17 protein-coding genes and 1 tRNA gene are annotated in these 19097 nt (G+C 59.6%); 9 read left to right on the top strand and 9 right to left on the bottom strand.

The genetic code is table 11. The annotated features are described in order from the left end of the window. Nucleotides 1-13: 13 nt before the first annotated feature. Genes ACR0JF_RS16545 through ACR0JF_RS16530 form a run of 4 tightly spaced genes read right to left on the bottom strand, consistent with a single transcriptional unit; the run spans nt 14 to nt 4570 of the window. Nucleotides 14-1510, bottom strand: a complete 1497-nt coding sequence (locus tag ACR0JF_RS16545) for a phosphomannomutase/phosphoglucomutase (RefSeq protein WP_170662165.1) — start codon at nt 1508-1510, stop codon at nt 14-16. A 15-nt stretch (nt 1511-1525) separates the two neighbouring features. Then, nucleotides 1526-2359, bottom strand: a complete 834-nt coding sequence (gene kdsA / locus ACR0JF_RS16540) for a 3-deoxy-8-phosphooctulonate synthase (protein ID WP_170662163.1) — start codon at nt 2357-2359, stop codon at nt 1526-1528. A gap of 5 nt (nt 2360-2364) precedes the next feature. Next, nucleotides 2365-3933: a KpsE/RkpR family capsule polysaccharide export protein gene (locus ACR0JF_RS16535; protein ID WP_480669556.1), complete on the bottom strand. Its 1569-nt coding sequence runs from the start codon at nt 3931-3933 to the stop codon at nt 2365-2367. Continuing rightward, nucleotides 3911-4570, bottom strand: coding sequence for an ATP-binding cassette domain-containing protein (locus tag ACR0JF_RS16530; RefSeq protein ID WP_170662159.1), 660 nt, complete (start codon nt 4568-4570; stop codon nt 3911-3913). The genes ACR0JF_RS16535 and ACR0JF_RS16530 overlap by 23 nt, the downstream gene beginning before the upstream one ends. Before the next feature lie 237 nt (nt 4571-4807). On the opposite strand from ACR0JF_RS16530, the gene ACR0JF_RS16525 reads away from it, so the two are divergent. Further along, nucleotides 4808-5395 carry a uracil-DNA glycosylase family protein gene (locus ACR0JF_RS16525; protein WP_170662157.1) on the top strand — a complete coding sequence of 196 codons (588 nt, stop codon included), beginning with the start codon at nt 4808-4810 and terminating at the stop codon, nt 5393-5395. Further along, on the top strand, nt 5388-6176 hold the full coding sequence (locus ACR0JF_RS16520) for an SseB family protein (protein ID WP_170662155.1): 789 nt from the start codon (nt 5388-5390) through the stop codon (nt 6174-6176). Before ACR0JF_RS16525 ends, ACR0JF_RS16520 begins: the two co-directional genes overlap by 8 nt. A 69-nt stretch (nt 6177-6245) precedes the next feature. On the opposite strand, the gene yghU is transcribed toward ACR0JF_RS16520, so the two are convergent. Next, nucleotides 6246-7124 (bottom strand): glutathione-dependent disulfide-bond oxidoreductase, encoded by an 879-nt coding sequence (yghU, locus tag ACR0JF_RS16515; RefSeq protein ID WP_170662153.1) that lies wholly within the window; start codon nt 7122-7124, stop codon nt 6246-6248. Between the two features lie 229 nt (nt 7125-7353). On the opposite strand from yghU, the gene ACR0JF_RS16510 reads away from it, so the two are divergent. Continuing rightward, a complete protein-coding gene (locus ACR0JF_RS16510; protein WP_170662151.1) occupies nt 7354-7872 on the top strand; it encodes a YHS domain-containing (seleno)protein in 519 nt (172 codons plus the stop codon). 70 nt (nt 7873-7942) lie between these two features. Here ACR0JF_RS16510 and ACR0JF_RS16505 read toward each other — a convergent pair whose 3' ends face one another. Continuing rightward, nucleotides 7943-8605: a J domain-containing protein gene (locus ACR0JF_RS16505; protein WP_170662149.1), complete on the bottom strand. Its 663-nt coding sequence runs from the start codon at nt 8603-8605 to the stop codon at nt 7943-7945. Nucleotides 8606-8789: 184 nt separating this feature from the next. Next, on the bottom strand, nt 8790-9656 hold the full coding sequence (metF, locus tag ACR0JF_RS16500; protein WP_170374773.1) for a methylenetetrahydrofolate reductase [NAD(P)H]: 867 nt from the start codon (nt 9654-9656) through the stop codon (nt 8790-8792). A 94-nt stretch (nt 9657-9750) separates the two neighbouring features. Here metF and ACR0JF_RS16495 point away from each other — a divergent pair, with 94 nt between their 5' ends. Both ACR0JF_RS16495 and ACR0JF_RS16490 read left to right on the top strand, forming a co-directional pair. Next, nucleotides 9751-10656, top strand: a complete 906-nt coding sequence (locus ACR0JF_RS16495) for a LysR family transcriptional regulator (RefSeq protein ID WP_170637398.1) — start codon at nt 9751-9753, stop codon at nt 10654-10656. Between the two features lie 98 nt (nt 10657-10754). Beyond that, nucleotides 10755-11540, top strand: a complete 786-nt coding sequence (locus tag ACR0JF_RS16490; protein WP_170468209.1) for an inositol monophosphatase family protein — start codon at nt 10755-10757, stop codon at nt 11538-11540. 6 nt (nt 11541-11546) lie between these two features. On the opposite strand, the gene ACR0JF_RS16485 is transcribed toward ACR0JF_RS16490, so the two are convergent. Both ACR0JF_RS16485 and putA read right to left on the bottom strand, forming a co-directional pair. Further along, nucleotides 11547-12290 carry a rhomboid family intramembrane serine protease gene (locus ACR0JF_RS16485; protein ID WP_170662148.1) on the bottom strand — a complete coding sequence of 248 codons (744 nt, stop codon included), beginning with the start codon at nt 12288-12290 and terminating at the stop codon, nt 11547-11549. 42 nt (nt 12291-12332) lie between these two features. After that, a complete protein-coding gene (gene putA, locus ACR0JF_RS16480) occupies nt 12333-15731 on the bottom strand; it encodes a bifunctional proline dehydrogenase/L-glutamate gamma-semialdehyde dehydrogenase PutA (RefSeq protein WP_170662146.1) in 3399 nt (1132 codons plus the stop codon). A 103-nt stretch (nt 15732-15834) separates the two neighbouring features. On the opposite strand from putA, the gene ACR0JF_RS16475 reads away from it, so the two are divergent. The 4 genes from ACR0JF_RS16475 (at nt 15835) to ACR0JF_RS16460 (ending at nt 19026) form a co-directional block, all read left to right on the top strand. Then, a complete protein-coding gene (locus tag ACR0JF_RS16475; RefSeq protein WP_170662144.1) occupies nt 15835-16323 on the top strand; it encodes an Lrp/AsnC ligand binding domain-containing protein in 489 nt (162 codons plus the stop codon). Nucleotides 16324-16353: 30 nt separating this feature from the next. Continuing rightward, a complete protein-coding gene (locus ACR0JF_RS16470; RefSeq protein WP_170662142.1) occupies nt 16354-16920 on the top strand; it encodes a tetratricopeptide repeat protein in 567 nt (188 codons plus the stop codon). A gap of 89 nt (nt 16921-17009) precedes the next feature. Further along, nucleotides 17010-17083, top strand: a tRNA-Gly gene (locus ACR0JF_RS16465). A gap of 125 nt (nt 17084-17208) precedes the next feature. Beyond that, entirely contained in the window at nt 17209-19026 is a 1818-nt protein-coding gene (locus tag ACR0JF_RS16460; protein ID WP_170662140.1) for an ABC transporter transmembrane domain-containing protein, read from the top strand. The last annotated feature ends 71 nt before the right edge of the window (nt 19027-19097 follow it).

The following is a 19097-nucleotide window of genomic DNA, read 5'->3' as shown; positions in this document are numbered from 1 at the left end:
GCGCCCCTTTCTTTTAGATCGTTTGGTCGTAGTCGCCGACGCCGGGCTCGGTCCGGATGACAGCATCGATGTCGGCAAAGATAGCCCGCATCTCTGCTTCGCTTTCGCTGCTTTCGCAGACGACAACCAAATTGGGGGTGTTCGACGAGGCCCGCACCAGACCCCAGCTGCCATTGTCCAAAATGACGCGCGCGCCGTTGACGGTGACGACCTCTTTGATTGCGCGACCCGCGAAGCTATCGCCCGCGTCGGCCTTGGCAACCAACTTGTCCACCAGACGCTGAAGGATATCGTATTTCTCGGTGTCAGCGGCATAGGGTGACATTGTCGGTGTTGACCATGTCTTGGGCAAAGCCTTGCGCAAATCGGACATGCTCTGATCCGGATTGCGGTCCATCAATTTGCAGATTTCCACCGCAACGCGCATCCCGCAGTCATATCCGCGCCCAACAGGCTCGGCGAGGAAGTAGTGGCCGGATTTCTCGAACCCTGCGAGGGCTCCGATTTCCTTGACCCGGCGTTTCATATGGCTGTGGCCGGTTTTCCAGTAATCTGCCTTGACGCCATGGGCCTGCAGTTCTGGATCGCTGGCGAACAGGCCAGTGGATTTCACGTCGGCCACGAAGGTCGCGCCGGGATGCAGCTTGGCCAGATCGCGCGCCATGATGACACCGACCTTGTCGGCAAAGATCTCTTCGCCCTCGTCATCGACCACACCGCAGCGATCGCCGTCGCCGTCAAATCCCAAGGCCAGATCGGCACCGCTGGATTTCACCGCATCCGCCATGTCATGCAGCATCTCCATGGCTTCGGGGTTCGGGTTGTAGTTCGGGAACGTGTAGTCGAGTTCGTTGTGGCTGGGCACAACCTCAACACCGATCCGCTTAAAAATCTCGGGTGCAAATGCCGAGGCAGTGCCATTACCCGTGGCGCAAACCACCTTAAGCGGGCGGGACATTTTGAAATCACCGACCAGATCGTCGATATAGGCCTCTTTAACGCCATCGACGAATTCATACGAGCCGCCCTCACGCGCCACTGTCTCGCCATTCAGCACAATGTCGTGCAGCTCGGACATCTCATCCGGGCCGTGGGTCAGCGGTCGGTCGAAACCCATTTTGACCCCGGTCCAGCCGTTTGGGTTATGGCTGGCGGTGACCATCGCCACCGCCGGAACATCCAGATGGAATTGCGCGAAATAGGCCATTGGGCTAAGGGCAGGGCCGATGTCCTTCACCTGAATACCCGCCTGCATCAGGCCGAGGATCAACGCGTTTTTGATGGCCAGAGAATAGTCGCGGTAGTCATTGCCAACCGCAATGACCGGCGCGATGCCGCGTTTGTGCATCTGAGTACCGATCCCAAGACCAAGGGCGGTCATGCCCGGCAGGTTGATCTCATCAGGGTACTTCCAGCGTGCATCATATTCGCGGAACCCGGTGGGTTTGATCATCGGGTCGCGCAGAAAGCTCCAGGTGTTTGGGGTCACCTCGGGAATGGGTTTGGTCATAACTGGTCTCAATCGTTAAATCTGAATCGGGTTCGCTTTGGCCAGCGCATCAAAACGCATCAATGTGTCAACAAGATGGGGCATCTGATCCAAAGGGATCATGTTGGGGCCATCAGACGGTGCTGTGTCTGGGTCCTGATGGGTTTCAACGAACACCGCTCCGATTCCCAGCGATACGGCGGCGCGCGCCATCACCGGCGCAAACTCGCGCTGCCCGCCCGAGGAACCACCCTTGCCACCCGGCTGTTGCACCGAATGCGTCGCGTCCATCACGACCGGATAGCCCGTCTTCGCCATTTGCGGCAGGCCCCGCATATCAGCCACCAGAGTATTGTACCCGAACGAGGTTCCACGTTCCGTTAGAAGGATATTCTGGTTCCCTGTGCTTTCGATCTTGTCGACGATGTTGCCCATTTCCCAAGGGGCGAGAAACTGGCCTTTTTTGACGTTCACGGCCTTCCCCGTTGCGCCCGCCGCCAAAAGCATATCGGTCTGGCGGCACAGAAAAGCTGGGATTTGCAGAATATCAACGGCCTCAGCCGCGATGGTGCATTGGGCTTCGGTGTGGACATCGGTCAGCACGGGAATGCCCATAGTGCTGCGAATGTCATCCAGAACCTTCAGCCCTGCATCAATCCCCATGCCGCGCTTGCCGGACAAAGAGGTTCGGTTCGCCTTGTCATAGGACGCCTTGAATACATACTGCGCCCCGGCCGCGTCGCAGGCTTCTTTCATGGCGCCCGCAATCATCTGGGCATGGTCTGCCGTCTCAAGCTGGCAGGGGCCGGCGATGATGGTCAGCGGAAGGTCGTTGCCGACCGTCAGGTCGGAGATTTTTACATGTTTCATATGTCTTACGAGGATACCTGTTCACGAAGGACCGACGCGGTAAGCGAGATCATCAGGTAGATACCAGCAAACAACAGGAAAGCCAAAATCGTATTTTCGAACTTCCTTGGATAGGTCGGATCCTGCGCCTCCACCGGGTTCACCGAAACTGTTAGGTACCGCACTTTGCGGTTCGCCTCGGACCGCGTGGTTTCCATTTGTTGCATCGCCGTTTGCAGCATCATGTCACGCGCTGCCAGATCAGCCTGCGCCATCTGGATTCGGACGCTCAGCCGCGCCAGCGAGTTTTCGCCTGCGGACGCGTCCAGCATCTCGGCGTTCAACTCGGCTAGGACAACTTCCAGGCGGGCGATATCGGCACTGACCCCGTCGACCTTGGCCTGGTTTGGTCGGCGGTTGTCTTGCAGGGCGGCCAGTTCCAGCTCTTTATCCTGAATGGCGACCTCGATCTCATTGATCCGACCGCGAAGACCGGCGATGACGTTTTCTGGGTCCAGCAAAGCACCCTGCAACTGCAACTCGATCAGCGCTTCTTGCGCCCGTCGTCTTTCATCCTGAGCGGCCTCAAACCCTTCCCGCGCATCGCGCATCTGATCCTCGCGCTTGAGGCCGGACAGGCTGTTGATCCGCTCTTCCGCGTAAGAGATCAGGCGTTGCGACAGTTCGACAGCGATTTCAGGTTCGGGGGCGGCAACTTCCATACGGACGATCCCGTCGCTTGGGTCATATCCGATGGTCACCATACGTTTATACAGCTTGTGGGTGTCTTCCAGACTGGCGTCCTGAGACAGTCTCTGGATCGGGTCGATCCATTCCTGCTTGAAGATCTGGGAAAAGCCCATGTCCCGTTCCAGACGCTCTAATGCGTCCTTGGATTCGAGAAACTCCTGGGTGGAAACCGAATCCTGCGCGGTTGCATATTGGGTTCCGCTCAACAGGCCGCCAATCGTTCCGCCTCCGCCGTCCGCTTGCAGGATCGAAAAGGCTGAATCGCTAGCGTACATCGGTGTTGCAACCCGGTAGAAATAGTACCCCACCACAAAGGTTGGCAGAAACACGAAAACTGCAAGCCGCGCGAACAACGCCGCCAGCTTTTTCTTTCGGCGGCGGGCAATATCCTTCTGGATCTGACCGATTTCGCGATCGCGCCGCTCGGCCGGGCTCATCTCAGGTCCCGGCAGGGTCTGAGGGGCCTCGCTCACCGGTTGTGGCAACTGGACGGGTGCGGTTTCCTCACCGTCCGTTTTCGCCGAAGCATTGGCCGAGGCAAGCTCCAGCAGATTGCTGCGCCGGAATGGGTCAATGCCCTTCTTGCGCAGCAGGCGTACCGCGTCATAGTCGGATGTCGCTGCCAGCCCGTGTTTGCTGGCCAGACGCCGGGCGATGCGCAATTGTCGACCGGTTAGGCCTTCGCGCTTGATATCGTCCAGCTCGGTTCCGGGCTGCGTTTCTCCCGACGAGGCCTGCGTGGCGCTGCGGATGCGCGCCATGGCGTCCGAGCGGGCCTCGGGCGAGGTGCCGGATTGCGCCCTGTGGCGCCAGTTGTATTTTCTAACCTTGGGTTTCGTAGTCATATAACTGCTTTGCCTCTTCCAAGGTTTCAAACATGCGCAGCTGGCCGTCGACCAAAACGGCCGCCTGCTTCACGAATTTCTCAAGTGTTGCGGGGCTGTGCGAAACGATGACCAGCGTCGTTGTGCGCAGCCTTTCCTGCAGGATTGAGCCGGCCTTGTGGTTGAATTCCACATCCGTTGACGCGGGCATGCCCTCATCAATCAGGTACATGTCGAAGTCCAGTGCAAGCATCAGCGCAAAGGTGAATCTAGCCTTCATGCCCGACGAATAGGTGGCGAGAGGTTGGTTGAAATACTCGCCCAGACCGCAAAGCCAGCTGCAGTAGGCTTCTACATAATCGGGGTCCATACCGTAGATTTTGGCGATAAATCGTGCGTTCTCCAATGCGGACATCTTCGAGGAGACACCGCCGGTAAACCCCATCGGGAAAGAAACCTTGCACTTGCGTCGGATGACCCCTTCATCGGGTTTTTCCAAACCTGCCATCATATTGATCAGAGTGGTTTTTCCTGTCCCGTTCGGCGCAAGCACACCAAGCGAGGTCCCGAGTTCGACACGGAACGAAGCCTGGTCGAGGATCACCTTGCGGCGCGTCCCCGTCCAGAAGGATTTACTGACATTCTCGAACTCAAGCATGCTTGGCCTGCTGCTCAATCCTTTGGTTTGATCGCTCTTTTTGGTGAGCGTTTGGATGCGAAGTCTATCGTTTCATGTTGGCTACATTATGTCGAATTATAAAACAAATGATCAATGCACCTTCGCAAAGTGCAGATCACATCGTGGCAAACATCGACACGAAAAGATGTTTTGGCGGCAAGTTCGAGGGTGGCTATCATCCTTTGATTCTCACGATTTCGGGGCAAGAAATCGGCTATGAGTGATCTGCAAAAGGAAATCTCGGCCTGTCGGCTGTGTGCGGATGCGTTCGCGCAAACCGCGACGCAGCACGCGCCGCGTCCTGTCGTCTGGTTCCGCGCTGGCACTCCGATCCTGGTTGCAGGGCAGGCTCCGGGCGCGCGGGTATATGAGTCGCGGCGGCCTTTTACAGACCCGTCGGGGGATCGCTTGCGGGATTGGTTGGGGATCGACGAGGGGATGTTTTACAATCGGGATCGTCTTTCCATTGTGCCCATGGCGTTTTGCTTTCCTGGATATGACGAGCGAAAAGCGGATCTGCCGCCTCCCGCCTTGTGCCGTAAAACCTGGCATGACCGGGTCGTTCAGGCGCTTGGGCCGGTTCCTCTGACGGTGTTGGTCGGGGGGCACGCACATAAGTACCATCTTGGGGTGCGCAGTTCAGTCACTGAGACGGTCCGCAATTGGCGGGACCACGCGCCGCACATCTTTGCCTTGCCTCATCCGTCCTGGCGCAATACGGCATGGATCAAGAAAAACCCGTGGTTCGAGACCGACCTGCTGCCGGCCTTGCGGGCTCGGGTGCAAGAGGTTCTGTATGACTGAAGCAACGGCGCTGGACACAGCGCAAACCGCGATGGAAGCCGCCCCGCAGGACGATGCCGCCCGGCTCCGCTTTTTTGAGCGGCTGGCCGATAGCGAACTGTTCCTGATGCTGACCGAAGAGGCGCAGGGCGAGAATATCTCACCCGAGCTGTTCGACGTGGCCGATGGCCGTTTCGTACTGGCGTTTGATCGCGAGGATCGGTTGGCGCAGTTTGCCGGACGTCCGGTTCCATACGCGGCGCTTTCCGGGCGTATCCTGTCTTCGATGCTGGCGGGGCAGGGGATCGGTCTGGGCCTGAACCTAGAGGTCGCGCCATCCTCGATGCTGATCCCGTCCGAGGCGCTGGGCTGGCTGGCGACAACGCTGGAACATGCGCCGGATGAGGTCGAAGAGAAACTGGCCGAGTTTTTGCCTCCGACGGGCCTACCGGAAACCTTGTTGCGAGCGTTGGATACAAAGCTGTCGACTGCGGTTGGTCTGGCGCAGGCGGCTTATCTGGTCGGAACAAAATCCGAAACCGGGGCTTCGGGCCACTTGCTTGGCTTTGTCGGGGCTTTGGACGGGGCGCAATCGGCGCTGGCTAAGGCTGCATCCGAGGCGCTGACCTTTTCGGGGATCGAAGCTGGCGCGATGGATGTTGGCTTCTTTGCTCCTGAATCCCCCGCTGCCGCGTCTTTGGCGAAGGTTGGTTTGCGGTTCGACCTGCCGCAGCCCGAAGCGCGAGACTTGACCCGGCCTGTGCCCGGTAGCGATCCCGAGAACCCGCCGATCCTGAAATAACAATGCGCGGTGCACTTTTTTGCACCGCGCCAAAGGTATTGGTGCGTCTCCAACGAAACTCGAAGAGATTTAGTCCGCCGCTGCTTCCAGCTTGTCCTGCGTGCGGGTTTCGAAGTCGCTGGCCTCATGACGTTCATGAAGCTGTGTGTGCGGCTCGCCAAACGCGCGGTTGACCATGCGGCCCCGCTTTACGGCCGGACGCGCGTCAATCGCCTTGGCCCAACGCATGACGTTTTCATAGGATTCCACATCGAGGAACTCGGCAGCATCATAAAGACGCCCAAGAACCAGCTGCCCATACCAGGGCCAGATTGCCATATCCGCGATCGAGTAATCCTCGCCTGCGATAAAGGTGTTTTCGGCCAGTTGACGGTCCAGCACGTCCAGTTGGCGCTTGGCCTCCATGGCGAAGCGGTTGATCGGGTACTCCCATTTCTCGGGCGCATAAGCGTAGAAATGGCCGAATCCGCCGCCCAGATACGGCGCGCTGCCCATCTGCCAGAACACCCAATTCATAACTTCGGTCCGCTCAGGGCCTGACGCGGGCAGGAACGCTCCGAACTTTTCAGCGAGATGGAACAAGATCGAGGCGCTTTCGAACACACGCACTGGTTCATCTCCCGACCGATCCCAGAGCGCCGGGATTTTCGAGTTCGGGTTCGCCTCGACAAAACCCGAGCTGAACTGGTCCCCTTCGCCGATATTGATCAGCCACGCATTGTATTCGGCTTCTTCGTGACCCAGCGCCAAAAGCTCCTCGAGCATGACTGTCACTTTGACGCCATTCGGTGTGGCCAACGAATAGAGCTGCATGGGGTGGCGGCCGATGGGCAAGTCCTTGTCATGGGTTGCTCCGGCGATGGGGCGGTTGATATTGGCGAAGCGTCCGCCGCTTTCGCTATCCCAGGTCCAGACTTTAGGGGGAGTGTAAGTGGATTGAACGCTCATCTGATGCCTTTCTTGCCAATCGCAGGGCTGCAAAGCCGATGCGCTAACAGCTAATGTTGCAAATCCCCGAGTCCAACCCCGCTTGACGCGGGAAACTGTAATAATTCTCTCACGAAATCTCGTTGATGGTCACACCGGCGCGAGCGGCCCTACGAAGCGCCCCAGAATCGCTTATTGTTTGTCGTGTCAGCCAAACGGCACCCCCGATACACGAAAAAGGAATGACCACATGAAACGTTTTGCCCTGTCTTTTGCTGCGGCCATGGCTCTGGCAATTCCGGCTTTTGCAGGCCCCCAATATGTCGACGGAACCGGATTCGCGGTCTCTGGCTATGATGTTGTCGCCTATCGCGGACTTGATCAGGCACCGGTGGGGACGTCGCAGCCAGAAGGTGTACGCGGCAATGCCGACATCACGGCGGAATACAATGGCGCAACCTGGGCCTTTGCATCGGAAGAAAACCGCGACAAGTTCCTTGCGAACCCGGCCTACTACGCGCCTCAGTATGACGGGCACTGCGCCTATGGCGTCTCAAAAGGCGGCAAGGTACCGGCAAACCCGAACCTGTGGCGCATCGTTGATGACAAGCTGTACCTGAACATCACCGACGTTGTTGTGGGCTTCTTCGAAGAGGACATTCCCGGCAACATCAACCTGGCCGAAGGCAACTGGCCCGGTATCGAAAGCGCAGACGCATCGACCAGCGTGATCCCGAAATTCACTTCGGAAGGTCCTGTCAGCAACTGATCGCGCAGACACAGTCGTGAAGAAAATCCAGCCCGGCTCCCCTCCACTGAGCCGGGCTTTTTCTGGCTGACTATCCAGCCAGCCAGAATTTGTCGATCATGTCCTGATTGGCTTCGAACCGAATACGAACACTCTTTGCCCCCGGAAATTTGCGTTCGCAAATGATGTCAGGAATCACCACCTCGCCCGGGCCGGCGTTGTTGGATTTGAAGCTCAGAATCTCGGTCTCGACATTCCGTCTGTTGCTCAGCAACGAGGTCGGAAGGGCGATGCGGTTCGCTCCTTCGGTGACTGGCGTTGCCACGAAAAAGGTCAGGTGGCGGCCATAGCATCCGACGGCATCGGGCACATGGTCTGATGTGGCCGGTTCGACATCTGCGTCCCGAGGCGATGGCGAACCCGCCATATGCGGCAGTGCTTGCGTCGGGTTCAGCATGGATTTGCAGGCGGCAATATCTTCGGACGGCAACTCGATCACACGTTTTTTGAGGCGTGGCCGTTTCGGCATCTGCGGACCCGATGCGCCTTTTGCGCCCAACCCTTGTTTGCGCAGAAAATCATAGGCAGTCTTAGCGCGAGAGAAGTCTTCGCAATCCCCTGGCATATGGTCGGGATGCGCCCGGAAGGCAATATTACGCCAAGCTTCGCGGATTTCGTCGGAACTGGCAGAGGGGGACAGCCCAAGGTCCGCCAGCGCGCTGTTTCGCGCTGCGATCTTATCGACAGGTTTCATACTCAAAAACACTCATTAACGTACACAAGACCAGTTTGAGCACGGTCACGATTTTGTCAAATTCTTCTCAAGATTGAACGAGTTGCGGGGGACAATGATCTGGCCGTGCAGACATTGTTCCAGCGGCAAAGCAAAATGCCCGCGCTTTCGGATGGCGCGGGCATTTGGGCTTTGTTGAGAGGGATCAGGCGACGTTTTGCAGTTCGGCTTTCGGGGTGATCCCAAGGGCGAAGCACACGTCGCGGGTCAGCTCGGGCCGGTTCAGGGTGTAGAAGTGCAGCTTGTCCACACCGCCCTCCAGCAGGTCCGAACAAAGCTCGGTGCAAAGGGCCGTGGCCAGCAGATCCTCGCGGTCATCGCGGATAGCTTTTTCAAAGGCGTGATCGACCCAATCGGGTATCCGTGTACCGCAGCGCTGGGCAAAGGCGCGCGCGCCTTTCCAGTTTTCGATCGGCAGGATGCCCGGCACGATCGGCTTGTCGATCCCGGCTTTTTCGCAGGCGTCGCGGAACCGGAAGAAGGTCTCGGCCTCGAAGAAGAACTGCGTCAGTGCCTCATCGGCGCCCGCGTCCAGCTTGGCCTTTAGCCAGTCGATATCGGCCCGCGTATCCCGTGCTTCGGGGTGAATGTCGGGATAAGCGCCAACGCGAATGCTGAACATCTCAGTTTCTGCGAGGGCCTCAATCAGTTCAACAGAGTTGGCAAAACCTTCGGGGTGAGGGACAAACCTGTCCTGACCCTTTGGCGGATCGCCTCGCAATGCGACGATGTTCTCTACACCGGCACGGGCGAAAGTGTCTGCAATATCCAGCGTTTCCTGACGCGAGGCATCGACGCAGGTCAAATGCGCCGCAACCGGCAGGCCCGATGACTTGTGCAAAGTCGCCACGGCATCGCGCGTTAGCTCGCGCGTGGTGCCGCCCGCGCCATAGGTGACCGAAACGAACCGGGGCTCCAGAGGGGCCAGCGTCTGCACCGTATCCCACAGCCGGAATGAGGCCTCCAGCGTTTTGGGTGGAAAAAACTCGAATGAGATTTCAGGTTTGGTCATCGCAGCCTCTCAGGATCAACTGAGGGTCTTGTCGCATGACACGCATTGTGAGACAAACTCATATTCCTCAAGAACAACATGAGCTTTACTTCAAATGCACATCGAATTCCGGCACCTGCGCACCATCAAGGCGATCCATGACTGTGGCGGCCTTGCACGTGCGGCCGATCAGCTGAACATCACCCAATCGGCGCTGAGCCACCAGATAAAGGGGCTGGAGGATCAAGCCGGGGTCGAATTGTTCCTGCGTCGGTCCAAGCCGATGAAGCTGTCGGCGGCGGGTCTGCGTCTGTTGCGGCTGGCCGAGCAGATTCTGCCTCAGGTCGAGGCCGCGCAGCATGAGTTCTCATCCCTGCGCGATGGCCGCACGGGTCGGATGCATATTGCGATTGAATGCCACGCCTGTTTCGAATGGCTATTTCCAGTGTTGGAGGCCTTCCGCAAGTCCTGGGGCGATGTAGACGTGGATATACGCCCCGGTTTGGCCTTTGACGCGCTGCCTGCCTTGCAAAAGGAAGAGGTTGATCTGGTCGTATCCTCCGACCCCGAAGACCTGCCGGGTGTCGAGTTCGTGGAATTGTTCGACTATAACCCGGTATTCGTCGCGGCATCTTCCCACCCGCTGGCCGAGAAAGACTTCATCGAGGCCGAGGATTTTCGCGGTCAGACCCTGATCACCTATCCCGTCGAGCGCACGCGGTTGGACGTGTTCAGCCAGTTGCTGATACCGGCGCGGGTTGAACCGGCTAGCATCCGTCAGGTCGAACTGACAGCCGTGATCCTGCTGCTTGTCGCCTCAAATCGGGGGATTTCTGTCCTGCCGGATTGGGTCGTGCGCGAGGTCAAATACAACTCAGACTACGTCACCCGCCCGCTGACAAAAGAAGGGATTACACGTCGTCTCTATGCCGCTGTCCGCACTGAGGATCTGGAAAAACCCTTTGTCCAAGAGCTGGTCAAACTGGCGCGAGACGAGGCGCGGAAGTTGCAGGCGCAGTAACGGCGTTTCGCTAAGGTCTGCTATGCGCATCATTCCTCTTGGCAAGGGCGCATTGCATCAGTATACGCGCGGTTTGACCGGACAGGAGCCTTTTCACAATGGTTGGCAGTGCAAATCTCAACATCATGATCAAAGCCGCGCGCAAGGCGGGGCGGTCTCTGGTCAAGGATTTCCGTGAAGTCGAGAACCTGCAGGTGTCGATGAAAGGCGCGGGCGATTTCGTGTCCAAGGCCGATATCGCCGCTGAAGCCATCCTGAAAGAGGAACTGCTGGGCGCGCGTCCGACCTATGGCTGGCTGGCCGAAGAGGGCGGTGCGATTGACGGCGAGGACCCGACCCGCCGTTGGATCGTCGATCCGCTGGATGGCACAACCAACTTCTTGCACGGGTTGCCGCACTGGGCGATCTCGATCGCGCTGGAACACAAAGGCAAGATCGTCGCCGGTGTGATCTACGACGCCGCCAAGGACGAGATGTTCTTTGCCGAAAAAGGCGAAGGCGCCTGGATGAACGATATGCGCATCCGCGTCTCGGGCCGTCACCGCATGATCGAGTCTGTTTTCTCGACCGGTTTGCCTTTCGGTGGTCGATCGGATCTGCCTGCCACGCTGCAGGATCTGGCGCGTTTGATGCCCACATGTGCCGGCGTGCGCCGCTGGGGCGCAGCCGCGCTCGACATGGCTTATGTGGCGGCTGGTCGCTACGAGGGCTTTTGGGAACGCCGCTTGAACGCGTGGGACTTGGCCGCCGGGATCATCATCGTGAAAGAGGCCGGTGGTCTGGTTCAGCCCTTGAACCCCGAAGGCAGCATTCTGGAAGATGGCGAGGTCATTTGCGCCAACGAGCCAATCTTTGACGGCTTTGCCAAGGTAATTCGGGGCTAAACGCTTTTACCTGCGCGGCACGCGTGGAATCCGTGATTGCGACAGCTTGTATTTCGTCTCGGGGTGAGGCGGATGGCCGTGCGTGCGGTCCCAGTACGCTGGCCCTCCGCGTTTCAGCCAGAGCGGGATGCACAGGATCAGCCCCACGACGAACCCACCGGTATGTGCCCAATAGGCGACGCCGCCTTCGTCGGGGTTGCTGGAAAGACTGCCGAAAAACTGCAGGGCCAGCCAAACCCCGAGCATCACGAAGGCTGGGATGCTAAAGACCCGGAAATAGACGATTAGGACCAGCAGAATATCCACGCGGGCTTTGGGGAAAAGCAGTAGGTACCCGCCCATCACGCCAGCAATCGCCCCGGATGCGCCGATTGTGGGCACCACCGAGTCGGGTGCGGTGATCACATGGATCAGTCCGGCTCCGATCCCGGCGACAATGTAGAACAGCAGAAAGGGCAAGTGGCCCATTTCGTCTTCCAGATTATCACCGAAAATCCAAAGAAACAGCATGTTGCCCGCCAGATGCATCCAGCCGCCATGCAGGAACATCGAGGTCACGAAGGTCTCGAATGCGAGCCCTTCGGCGCTACGGGCGGGAATGATCGCGTAGTCGAAATAGAACTGCTGCAGCACCAGTGCGTTATCCATGATCCCGAAATAGCTGACGAAGATCAGGATATTCGCCGCCATCAGGGCGTAGACAACATAGGGCGTGCGCCCCGAGGGATTGTGATCTCGGATCGGAAACATGGCGCGACGCTGGGCTTTTCCGCGCCCAGCGTCAAGGTCAGGTTATGCCGCACCACCCAACAGCGCCGCATTGCCGCCCGCTGCTGTTGTGTCGACGCAGACATGGCGTTCCGCCAGCACCCGCGTACGATCCGGCAGGCCGGGGATCAAGGGCAGGATCTCTCCGTCGCGCCGCGCCAGATGCTGTTCGATCTGATGGGCGGTTTCCTCGTCTCCCCACCACACAACGCCCGCGAAGCCGGTCAGGTTTTCCAAACGATGCAGGTCGAGCATGCCCGTCGCCTCAATCGCCGTCCCACCCAAAGCCAGAACCGCATCTGCCTGAGCGCGCGCAGCGGTCTCGCCGGGGCCAAGGCACAACAGCGGAGGCCGGGCAAATTCAGACAACCGGTTTGATTCCCCCGTAGGTCCGGGCAGGGTTTGGGTTCGAACCGGGGCCGGTTGCCCTTTCGGCGCGGGCAATTCCGCAGTTGCCTGCCATACCTCGGAAGTGCTCTGACGATCCGGAGCGCAGAACCGGGCCATGTAGTTCGGCCCACCCGCTTTGGGACCAGTGCCCGAAAGCCCCTCGCCTCCGAAGGGTTGAGATCCCACGATGGCGCCGATCTGGTTGCGGTTCACATAGACATTGCCCGCGTGGATCGCCTCGGTCACATGCTGCACCCGGTCGTCGATGCGAGTGTGCAGGCCGAAGGTCAGCCCATAGCCAGTGGCGTTGATGTCGTGTATCACCGCATCGATCTCTTGCGCTTTGAAGCGAGCAACGTGCAGAACCGGGCCGAATATCTCTCGTTCCAGATCAGCGATGCTGCCGATTTCGATCAGGGTCGGGGCAATGAATGTCCCCTCGGGCGGCGTGTTGAGTTCTTTTAGAACGCGCCCTTCTGCACGGGCTTTCGCGACGTGATCTGCGATCCCCTGACGCGCGGCTTCGTCAATTACTGGCCCGCAATCGGTTGAGATCAGCCATGGATCGCCCACCTGCAGCGCGTCCATCGCGCCTTTGAGCATGGTCAGAACATCATCGGCGATATCCTCTTGCAGATAGAGGCAGCGCAGGGCCGAGCAACGCTGACCAGCCGATTGAAACGCGCTTTCGATGATGGATTGCACCGCCTGCTCCGGCAGCGCCGTGCTATCCACGATCATCGCGTTCAAACCACCTGTCTCAGCGATGAGAGGAGTGCCGGGCCGCATGTTCTGCGCCATGGCCGACCGGATTTTCAACGCCGTCGCCGTTGACCCAGTGAACGCCACACCCGAGACGCGCGCGTCCGAGGTCAGCGCGGCCCCGACCTCTGGTCCGCCCGGCAGCAGTTGCAACACATCGCGGGGAACTCCGGCCTCGTGCAACAGCTGCACCGCGCGATGCGCGATCAGAGGCGTCTGTGGCGCGGGCTTGGCGAGGACAGCATTGCCGGTTGCCAGAGCCGCCGAAATCTGTCCGGTGAAAATCGCCAGAGGGAAGTTCCACGGGCTGATACAGGTGAAGACCCCGGCCGGTTTGGCATCGGGGATGTTCGCCGCGTAGTAGCGCAGGAAATCCACCGCTTCGCGCAGCTCGGCAACGGCATCGGGCAGGGATTTCCCCGCCTCGCGCGCCAGCAGGGCGAAAAGCTCTCCGAAATGGGCCTCATACAGGTCGGCGGCTGCGTTCAGAGCTTTGGCACGTTGCTCTGCCGGGGCTTGCCACGGGCTGGCCGAAGCCAGAGCAAGCTCAACATCTGCAGTGCTGGTCGGTGCAACTGTGCCGGGCTTGTCCTGTGGTTTGGCCGGGTTAATCACCGGCTCTTCCGCCATGGGTTTCGCGTCCTCGGACAGCAAAGGCCCCGCGCGCCAATCAGTTGCTTGGAACCGATCCCGCGCTGCGTCGATCTGATCCAGCGTCGGTGTGTGGTGCAGATCAAAGCCCTTGGAGTTGGGGCGCTCGGGCAAAAACAGCTCTGGCCCGGTGGGCAGAGGCGCGGGCGGTGTCCCAACTGCGGTGAACGGATCAGTGGCGACCTCTTCGGGAGGCACGGCCTCATCCACAATCTGGTTCACGAAGGATGAGTTCGCGCCGTTCTCCAACAGACGCCGGACCAGATAGGCCAGCAAATCGCGATGCGCCCCGACCGGCGCGTAGATACGGCAGCGGTTTTTGTGTTTGTCCAATACCAGCCCGTGCAGCGTTTCGCCCATCCCATGCAGGCGCTGGAACTCGAATGGCTGCCCCTCGGCCATGTGCAGGATGGCGCTGACGGTATGAGCGTTGTGCGTGGCAAATTGCGGATAGATCCGGTCGGTCATGCCCAGCAGCTTGCGGGCATTAGCGATATAGGACACATCCGTTGCAGCCTTGTTAGTAAAGACCGGGAAACCATCGGCACCTTCGACCTGCGCGCGCTTGATCTCGGTGTCCCAATAGGCGCCTTTGACCAGCCGCACCATCAGCTTGCGATCATGGCGTCCGGCCATTTCGTAGAGCGTATCCAGAACGAGCCCGGCGCGCGGGCCGTAAGCTTGCACGACGATGCCGAACCCATCCCAACCGGCCAAGGCGGGCTCGGCCATGACTTCCTCGATGACTTGCAGGGACAGGGACAGCCGGTCGGCCTCCTCGGCGTCCACATTCAGGCCCATGCCGGCGGCCTTGGCCAGCAGGGCCAGCGCGCGCAGGCGGGGGACAAGCTCATCCATGACCCGCGCCTCTTGCGCCAGTTCATAGCGCGGATGCAGGGCGGACAGCTTGACCGAGATGCCGGGATTGGCGCGGATGTCGTCATGGGTACACGCCTCGGCAATGGCGGCGATGGCGCGCGAATAGGACAGGTGATAGCGGGCGGCGTCGGCCTCGGTCCGGGCCGCTTCGCCCAGCATGTCGTAGGAGTAGGTGTAGCCCTTGGCCTCCATCCCGCTGGCGCGATCCATGGCCGATTGAATGGTCTCGCCCAGAACGAACTGACGCCCCATTTCCTTCATCGCGCGTCCAACGGCGGTGCGGATGACCGGCTCACCCAGCCGCTTGATCGCCCCGCGGATGGCGCTGACAGGTGAGGCTTTGCCCTCATCCAATACCTTGCCGGTCAGCATCAAGGCCCAGGTCGAGGCGTTGACCAGCGAGGATGAGGACTGTCCCAAATGTTTGCCCCAGTCCGAGGGCGCGATCTTGTCTTCGATCAGCGCATCAATCGTATCCGCATCGGGTACTCGCAGCAGCGCCTCGGCCAGACACATCAGCGCCACGCCTTCGTCGGTGGACAGGCCGTATTCGGCCAGAAACACCTCCATCATGCCGGGTGATGTGCTGGACCGGATATCGCGGACCAACTTGGCCGCCGCGTCGCAGATGGCGCGACGGTCCGCCTCGGACAGGGCGGCCTGGTCGGTCAATTCCTGCAGAACGGTCGATTGATCGGCATAGGTGTGGGTGTCGATGGATGCGCGCAGGCTGTGAGACATGGTTCCTCCAGGCGTTTTTGTTAGTGTACACGCAATTTTCCGGGACAACGGACCGAGTTGTAGCGTACATAGGTCAAATGAACTGATTTATAACGGTGTTGCGATGCAAATGGACTTTCCGAACCTCGACCGCTTTGATCGCGCGATTCTGCAGGTTCTGGCCGAAGACGGGCGCATCTCGGTCGCGGATCTGGCGCGACGGATCGGGTTGTCGAAATCGCCGACTCAGGCGCGGTTGAAGCGGCTTGAGGCCGACGGCGTGATTACAGGATACCGGGCAATGTTGGATCCGATCCGATTGGGGCTGGATCACGTGGCCTTTGTCGAGGTGCGCATGACTGACACGCGGGAAAAAGCGCTGGCCGAGTTCAATGCCGCGGTCCGCAAGATCGCGGAGATCGAGCAAGCCCATATGATCGCGTCGAATTTCGACTATCTGCTGAAGGTCCGCACCGGGTCCATGTCAGAATACCGCGCGGTGCTGGCCGAGAAGATCTCATCCCTTCCGCATGTGGCCAATACCTCGACCTTTGTTGCGATGGAGGCGGTGAAGGAAACCGGTTTGCTAGGGGGCATCGACCGCGAAACTTGACCAAAGCGGATTGTGCGTCACACTTGGTTTATGATCCGCACGTTCATAGCACCTGTCTTTGCCCTTTGGCTCACAACTCCCGCTTTTGCGCAATCCTGCCCGTCCGCGCCGGACCATTCGGCAGGGATGGGCGCGCTGATTGAACAAATTCAGCAGGCCGAGTCGCAGTCCGAAGCGCGTGGGATCTCCAACCAGATGTGGGAGTTATGGACCGACGCCCCCGATCTGCGCGCTCAGACGCTGTTGGATCGTGGCATGGCGCGGCGCGAGGCATCGGATCTTCTGGGCGCTTTGCAGGAGCTGGACGCATTGGTGGTCTACTGCCCTGACTATGCCGAAGGATACAACCAACGTGCTTTCGTCAATTTCCTGCGGCAAGACTTCCCTTCGGCCTTGGTTGATCTGGATCGGGCGTTAGAGCTATCCCCAAATCACATCGCGGCCATGAGTGGCCGGGCCCTAACGTTGCTGGGTCTGCGGAGATTGGATGAGGCCCGTTCTGCCCTGACTGCGGCCCTTGAGCTGAACCCATGGCTGTCTGAGCGCGCCTTGCTGGAACCGGGTGGCGCGCTTGAGCCGCCGGGCGAGGATATCTGACAGACCCGCCGCCCCAAGGAAATGCACCCCCGGCGTGATTTCGGTTCTTGACGCCCCCAGATGCTTGGATTACTCAACCCAAACATTGAGCGGGTATAGCTTAATGGTAAAGCCCCTGCCTTCCAAGCAGGCTATGTCGGTTCGATTCCGTCTACCCGCTCCAACTCAGCCCTACATCTCTGCGTCAAATGGCCCGGTCCTTTAGGCATTTTGCGCGCGGCTTCTTGACCCTGCGGGTCAGTATCGCCAAGAAACAGCAACTCTGCATTGAAGAAACAAGGGCCGCACATGGCGAGACAGACAGCCAGCACGACGACCGCATCCGCGCCGGGCGCTAGCGAAGAAAGAGCAGGCTCGAAAAAGCTGGGCGTCTTGGCGTCGCTCTGGCCGTTTATGAAGCCGTATCGCCTGTTGATGCTGGGGGCGACATTGGCGCTGGTCCTGACGGCTGGCATGACCCTGACATTGCCCCTGGCCGTGCGCCGCGTGGTGGACAACTTCCGCATTCAGGACGGAGAGCTGCTGGATTGGTATTTCCTGGCCGCGCTGGGCATTGCCGGTATTCTGGCCGTGGGCACAGGCATCCGCTACGCGCTTGTCACCAGGTTGGGCGAACGCGTTGTCGCCGATATCCGCAAGGCCGTCTTTGACCGCGTCATCGGTATGAGCCCCGAGTTCTACGAACGCATCATGACCGGAGAGGTCCTCAGCCGGATCACCACCGACACGACGCTGATCCAATCGGTGATCGGGTCATCTGTCTCGATTGCCCTGCGCAATCTACTGATGTTTGTCGGAGGGTTGGTGCTGATGCTGTTGACCTCGGCCAAGCTGACAGCGCTGGTTCTGCTGCTGATCCCGGTGGTTGTGGTGCCAATTCTGGTGCTGGGGCGCAGGCTCCGCGCTATCAGTCGCGAGAATCAGGACTGGATCGCGGCCTCATCGGGCAACGCGGGCGAGGCGCTGGGGGCGGTCCAGACCGTGCAGGCCTTCACCCACGAACGCGCAAGCCGCCAGCAATTCGGCGACATGACTGAGACCTCTTATGTCGTGTCACTGCGGCGTATCCAGACGCGGGCCATTCTGACGGTCATCGTCATTTTTCTGGTCTTCTCAGGCATCGTTGGAGTGCTGTGGATGGGGGCCAATGACGTGCGCAACGGGGTCATGACCGAAGGGGTTCTGATCCAGTTCGTCATCTACTCGGTCATCATGGCCGGGTCCGTCGCTGCCCTGTCCGAGATCTGGAGTGAACTTCAGCGCGCTGCAGGGGCCACTGAACGGTTGGTTGAGCTGCTAAATGCCGAAGACACCGTGACCGACCCGTCCCAAGCAAAACCGTTGCCGCAACCGGTGCGCGGAGAGATCAGGTTCGAAGAGGTCACCTTCCGCTATCCTGCGCGGCCCGATGTGGTGGCGCTGGACAAGCTCAGCCTTCAGGTCAATCCCGGCGAGACGGTTGCCTTCGTGGGTCCCTCGGGCGCGGGAAAAACAACGGTGGTTCAGTTGCTCCAGCGGTTCTACGACCCGAACTCGGGGCGCGTGATGCTGGATGGGATGGATCTGCAAAACCTGAACCGGGCAGATTTCCGCCAGCATATGGCGCTGGTCCCGCAGGATCCGGTGATTTTTGCCGCCTCGGCCCGTGACAATATCCGCTTTGGTCGTCTGGATGCCTCGGACGCCGAGGTCGAAGCCGCCGCGCGCGCCGCTGCCGCGCATGACTTCATCGCGGCACTGCCTGAAGGCTATGACAGTTTCGTTGGCGAACGGGGAGTGATGCTATCCGGTGGGCAGAAACAGCGGATCGCCATTGCCCGCGCCATTCTACGTGATGCGCCTGTTCTGTTGCTGGACGAGGCGACCTCGGCGCTGGATGCGGAAAGCGAACGGGCCGTGCAGGGCGCGGTGGATCAGATGCGTGCCGGGCGCACAACCCTGATCGTGGCTCACCGGCTGGCGACCGTGAAAAAGGCGGACCGCATTGTGGTGCTGGAGGCCGGTCGCATTGTCGCCCAGGGCACGCATGACGATCTGGTGGCGCAAGGGGGTCTTTACGCTCGGTTGGCCCGTCTTCAGTTCACTGATGGCGTCGCTGCGGAATAAAGTGACGCTCCGGCAATCGCCGTTTCGCCGTAGCGTCATTCTACATTTTCAACTTTTCCCTCGCTAAGCCC

The sequence above is a fragment of the Ruegeria sp. BG11 genome (assembly GCF_056538565.1).
The sequence above is the reverse complement of the archived record's forward strand: the minus strand, read 5'-3'. Positions and strand labels throughout refer to the sequence as shown.

Excerpts from the sequence above, each read along its gene's own strand:
- ACR0JF_RS16505 (WP_170662149.1), bottom strand. The coding sequence starts at position 8,605 with ATGAAACCTGTCGATAAGATCGCAGCGCGAAACAGCGCGCTGGCGGAC.
- ACR0JF_RS16460 (WP_170662140.1), top strand. The coding sequence starts at position 17,209 with ATGGCGAGACAGACAGCCAGCACGACGACCGCATCCGCGCCGGGCGCT.
- kdsA (WP_170662163.1), bottom strand. The coding sequence starts at position 2,359 with ATGAAACATGTAAAAATCTCCGACCTGACGGTCGGCAACGACCTTCCG.
- ACR0JF_RS16525 (WP_170662157.1), top strand. The coding sequence starts at position 4,808 with ATGAGTGATCTGCAAAAGGAAATCTCGGCCTGTCGGCTGTGTGCGGAT.
- ACR0JF_RS16535 (WP_480669556.1), bottom strand. The coding sequence starts at position 3,933 with ATGACTACGAAACCCAAGGTTAGAAAATACAACTGGCGCCACAGGGCG.
- ACR0JF_RS16530 (WP_170662159.1), bottom strand. The coding sequence starts at position 4,570 with ATGCTTGAGTTCGAGAATGTCAGTAAATCCTTCTGGACGGGGACGCGC.
- ACR0JF_RS16470 (WP_170662142.1), top strand. The coding sequence starts at position 16,354 with ATGATCCGCACGTTCATAGCACCTGTCTTTGCCCTTTGGCTCACAACT.
- ACR0JF_RS16520 (WP_170662155.1), top strand. The coding sequence starts at position 5,388 with ATGACTGAAGCAACGGCGCTGGACACAGCGCAAACCGCGATGGAAGCC.
- ACR0JF_RS16495 (WP_170637398.1), top strand. The coding sequence starts at position 9,751 with ATGCACATCGAATTCCGGCACCTGCGCACCATCAAGGCGATCCATGAC.
- ACR0JF_RS16490 (WP_170468209.1), top strand. The coding sequence starts at position 10,755 with ATGGTTGGCAGTGCAAATCTCAACATCATGATCAAAGCCGCGCGCAAG.
- ACR0JF_RS16475 (WP_170662144.1), top strand. The coding sequence starts at position 15,835 with ATGCAAATGGACTTTCCGAACCTCGACCGCTTTGATCGCGCGATTCTG.
- ACR0JF_RS16545 (WP_170662165.1), bottom strand. The coding sequence starts at position 1,510 with ATGACCAAACCCATTCCCGAGGTGACCCCAAACACCTGGAGCTTTCTG.
- ACR0JF_RS16510 (WP_170662151.1), top strand. The coding sequence starts at position 7,354 with ATGAAACGTTTTGCCCTGTCTTTTGCTGCGGCCATGGCTCTGGCAATT.
- yghU (WP_170662153.1), bottom strand. The coding sequence starts at position 7,124 with ATGAGCGTTCAATCCACTTACACTCCCCCTAAAGTCTGGACCTGGGAT.
- ACR0JF_RS16485 (WP_170662148.1), bottom strand. The coding sequence starts at position 12,290 with ATGTTTCCGATCCGAGATCACAATCCCTCGGGGCGCACGCCCTATGTT.
- metF (WP_170374773.1), bottom strand. The coding sequence starts at position 9,656 with ATGACCAAACCTGAAATCTCATTCGAGTTTTTTCCACCCAAAACGCTG.
- putA (WP_170662146.1), bottom strand. The coding sequence starts at position 15,731 with ATGTCTCACAGCCTGCGCGCATCCATCGACACCCACACCTATGCCGAT.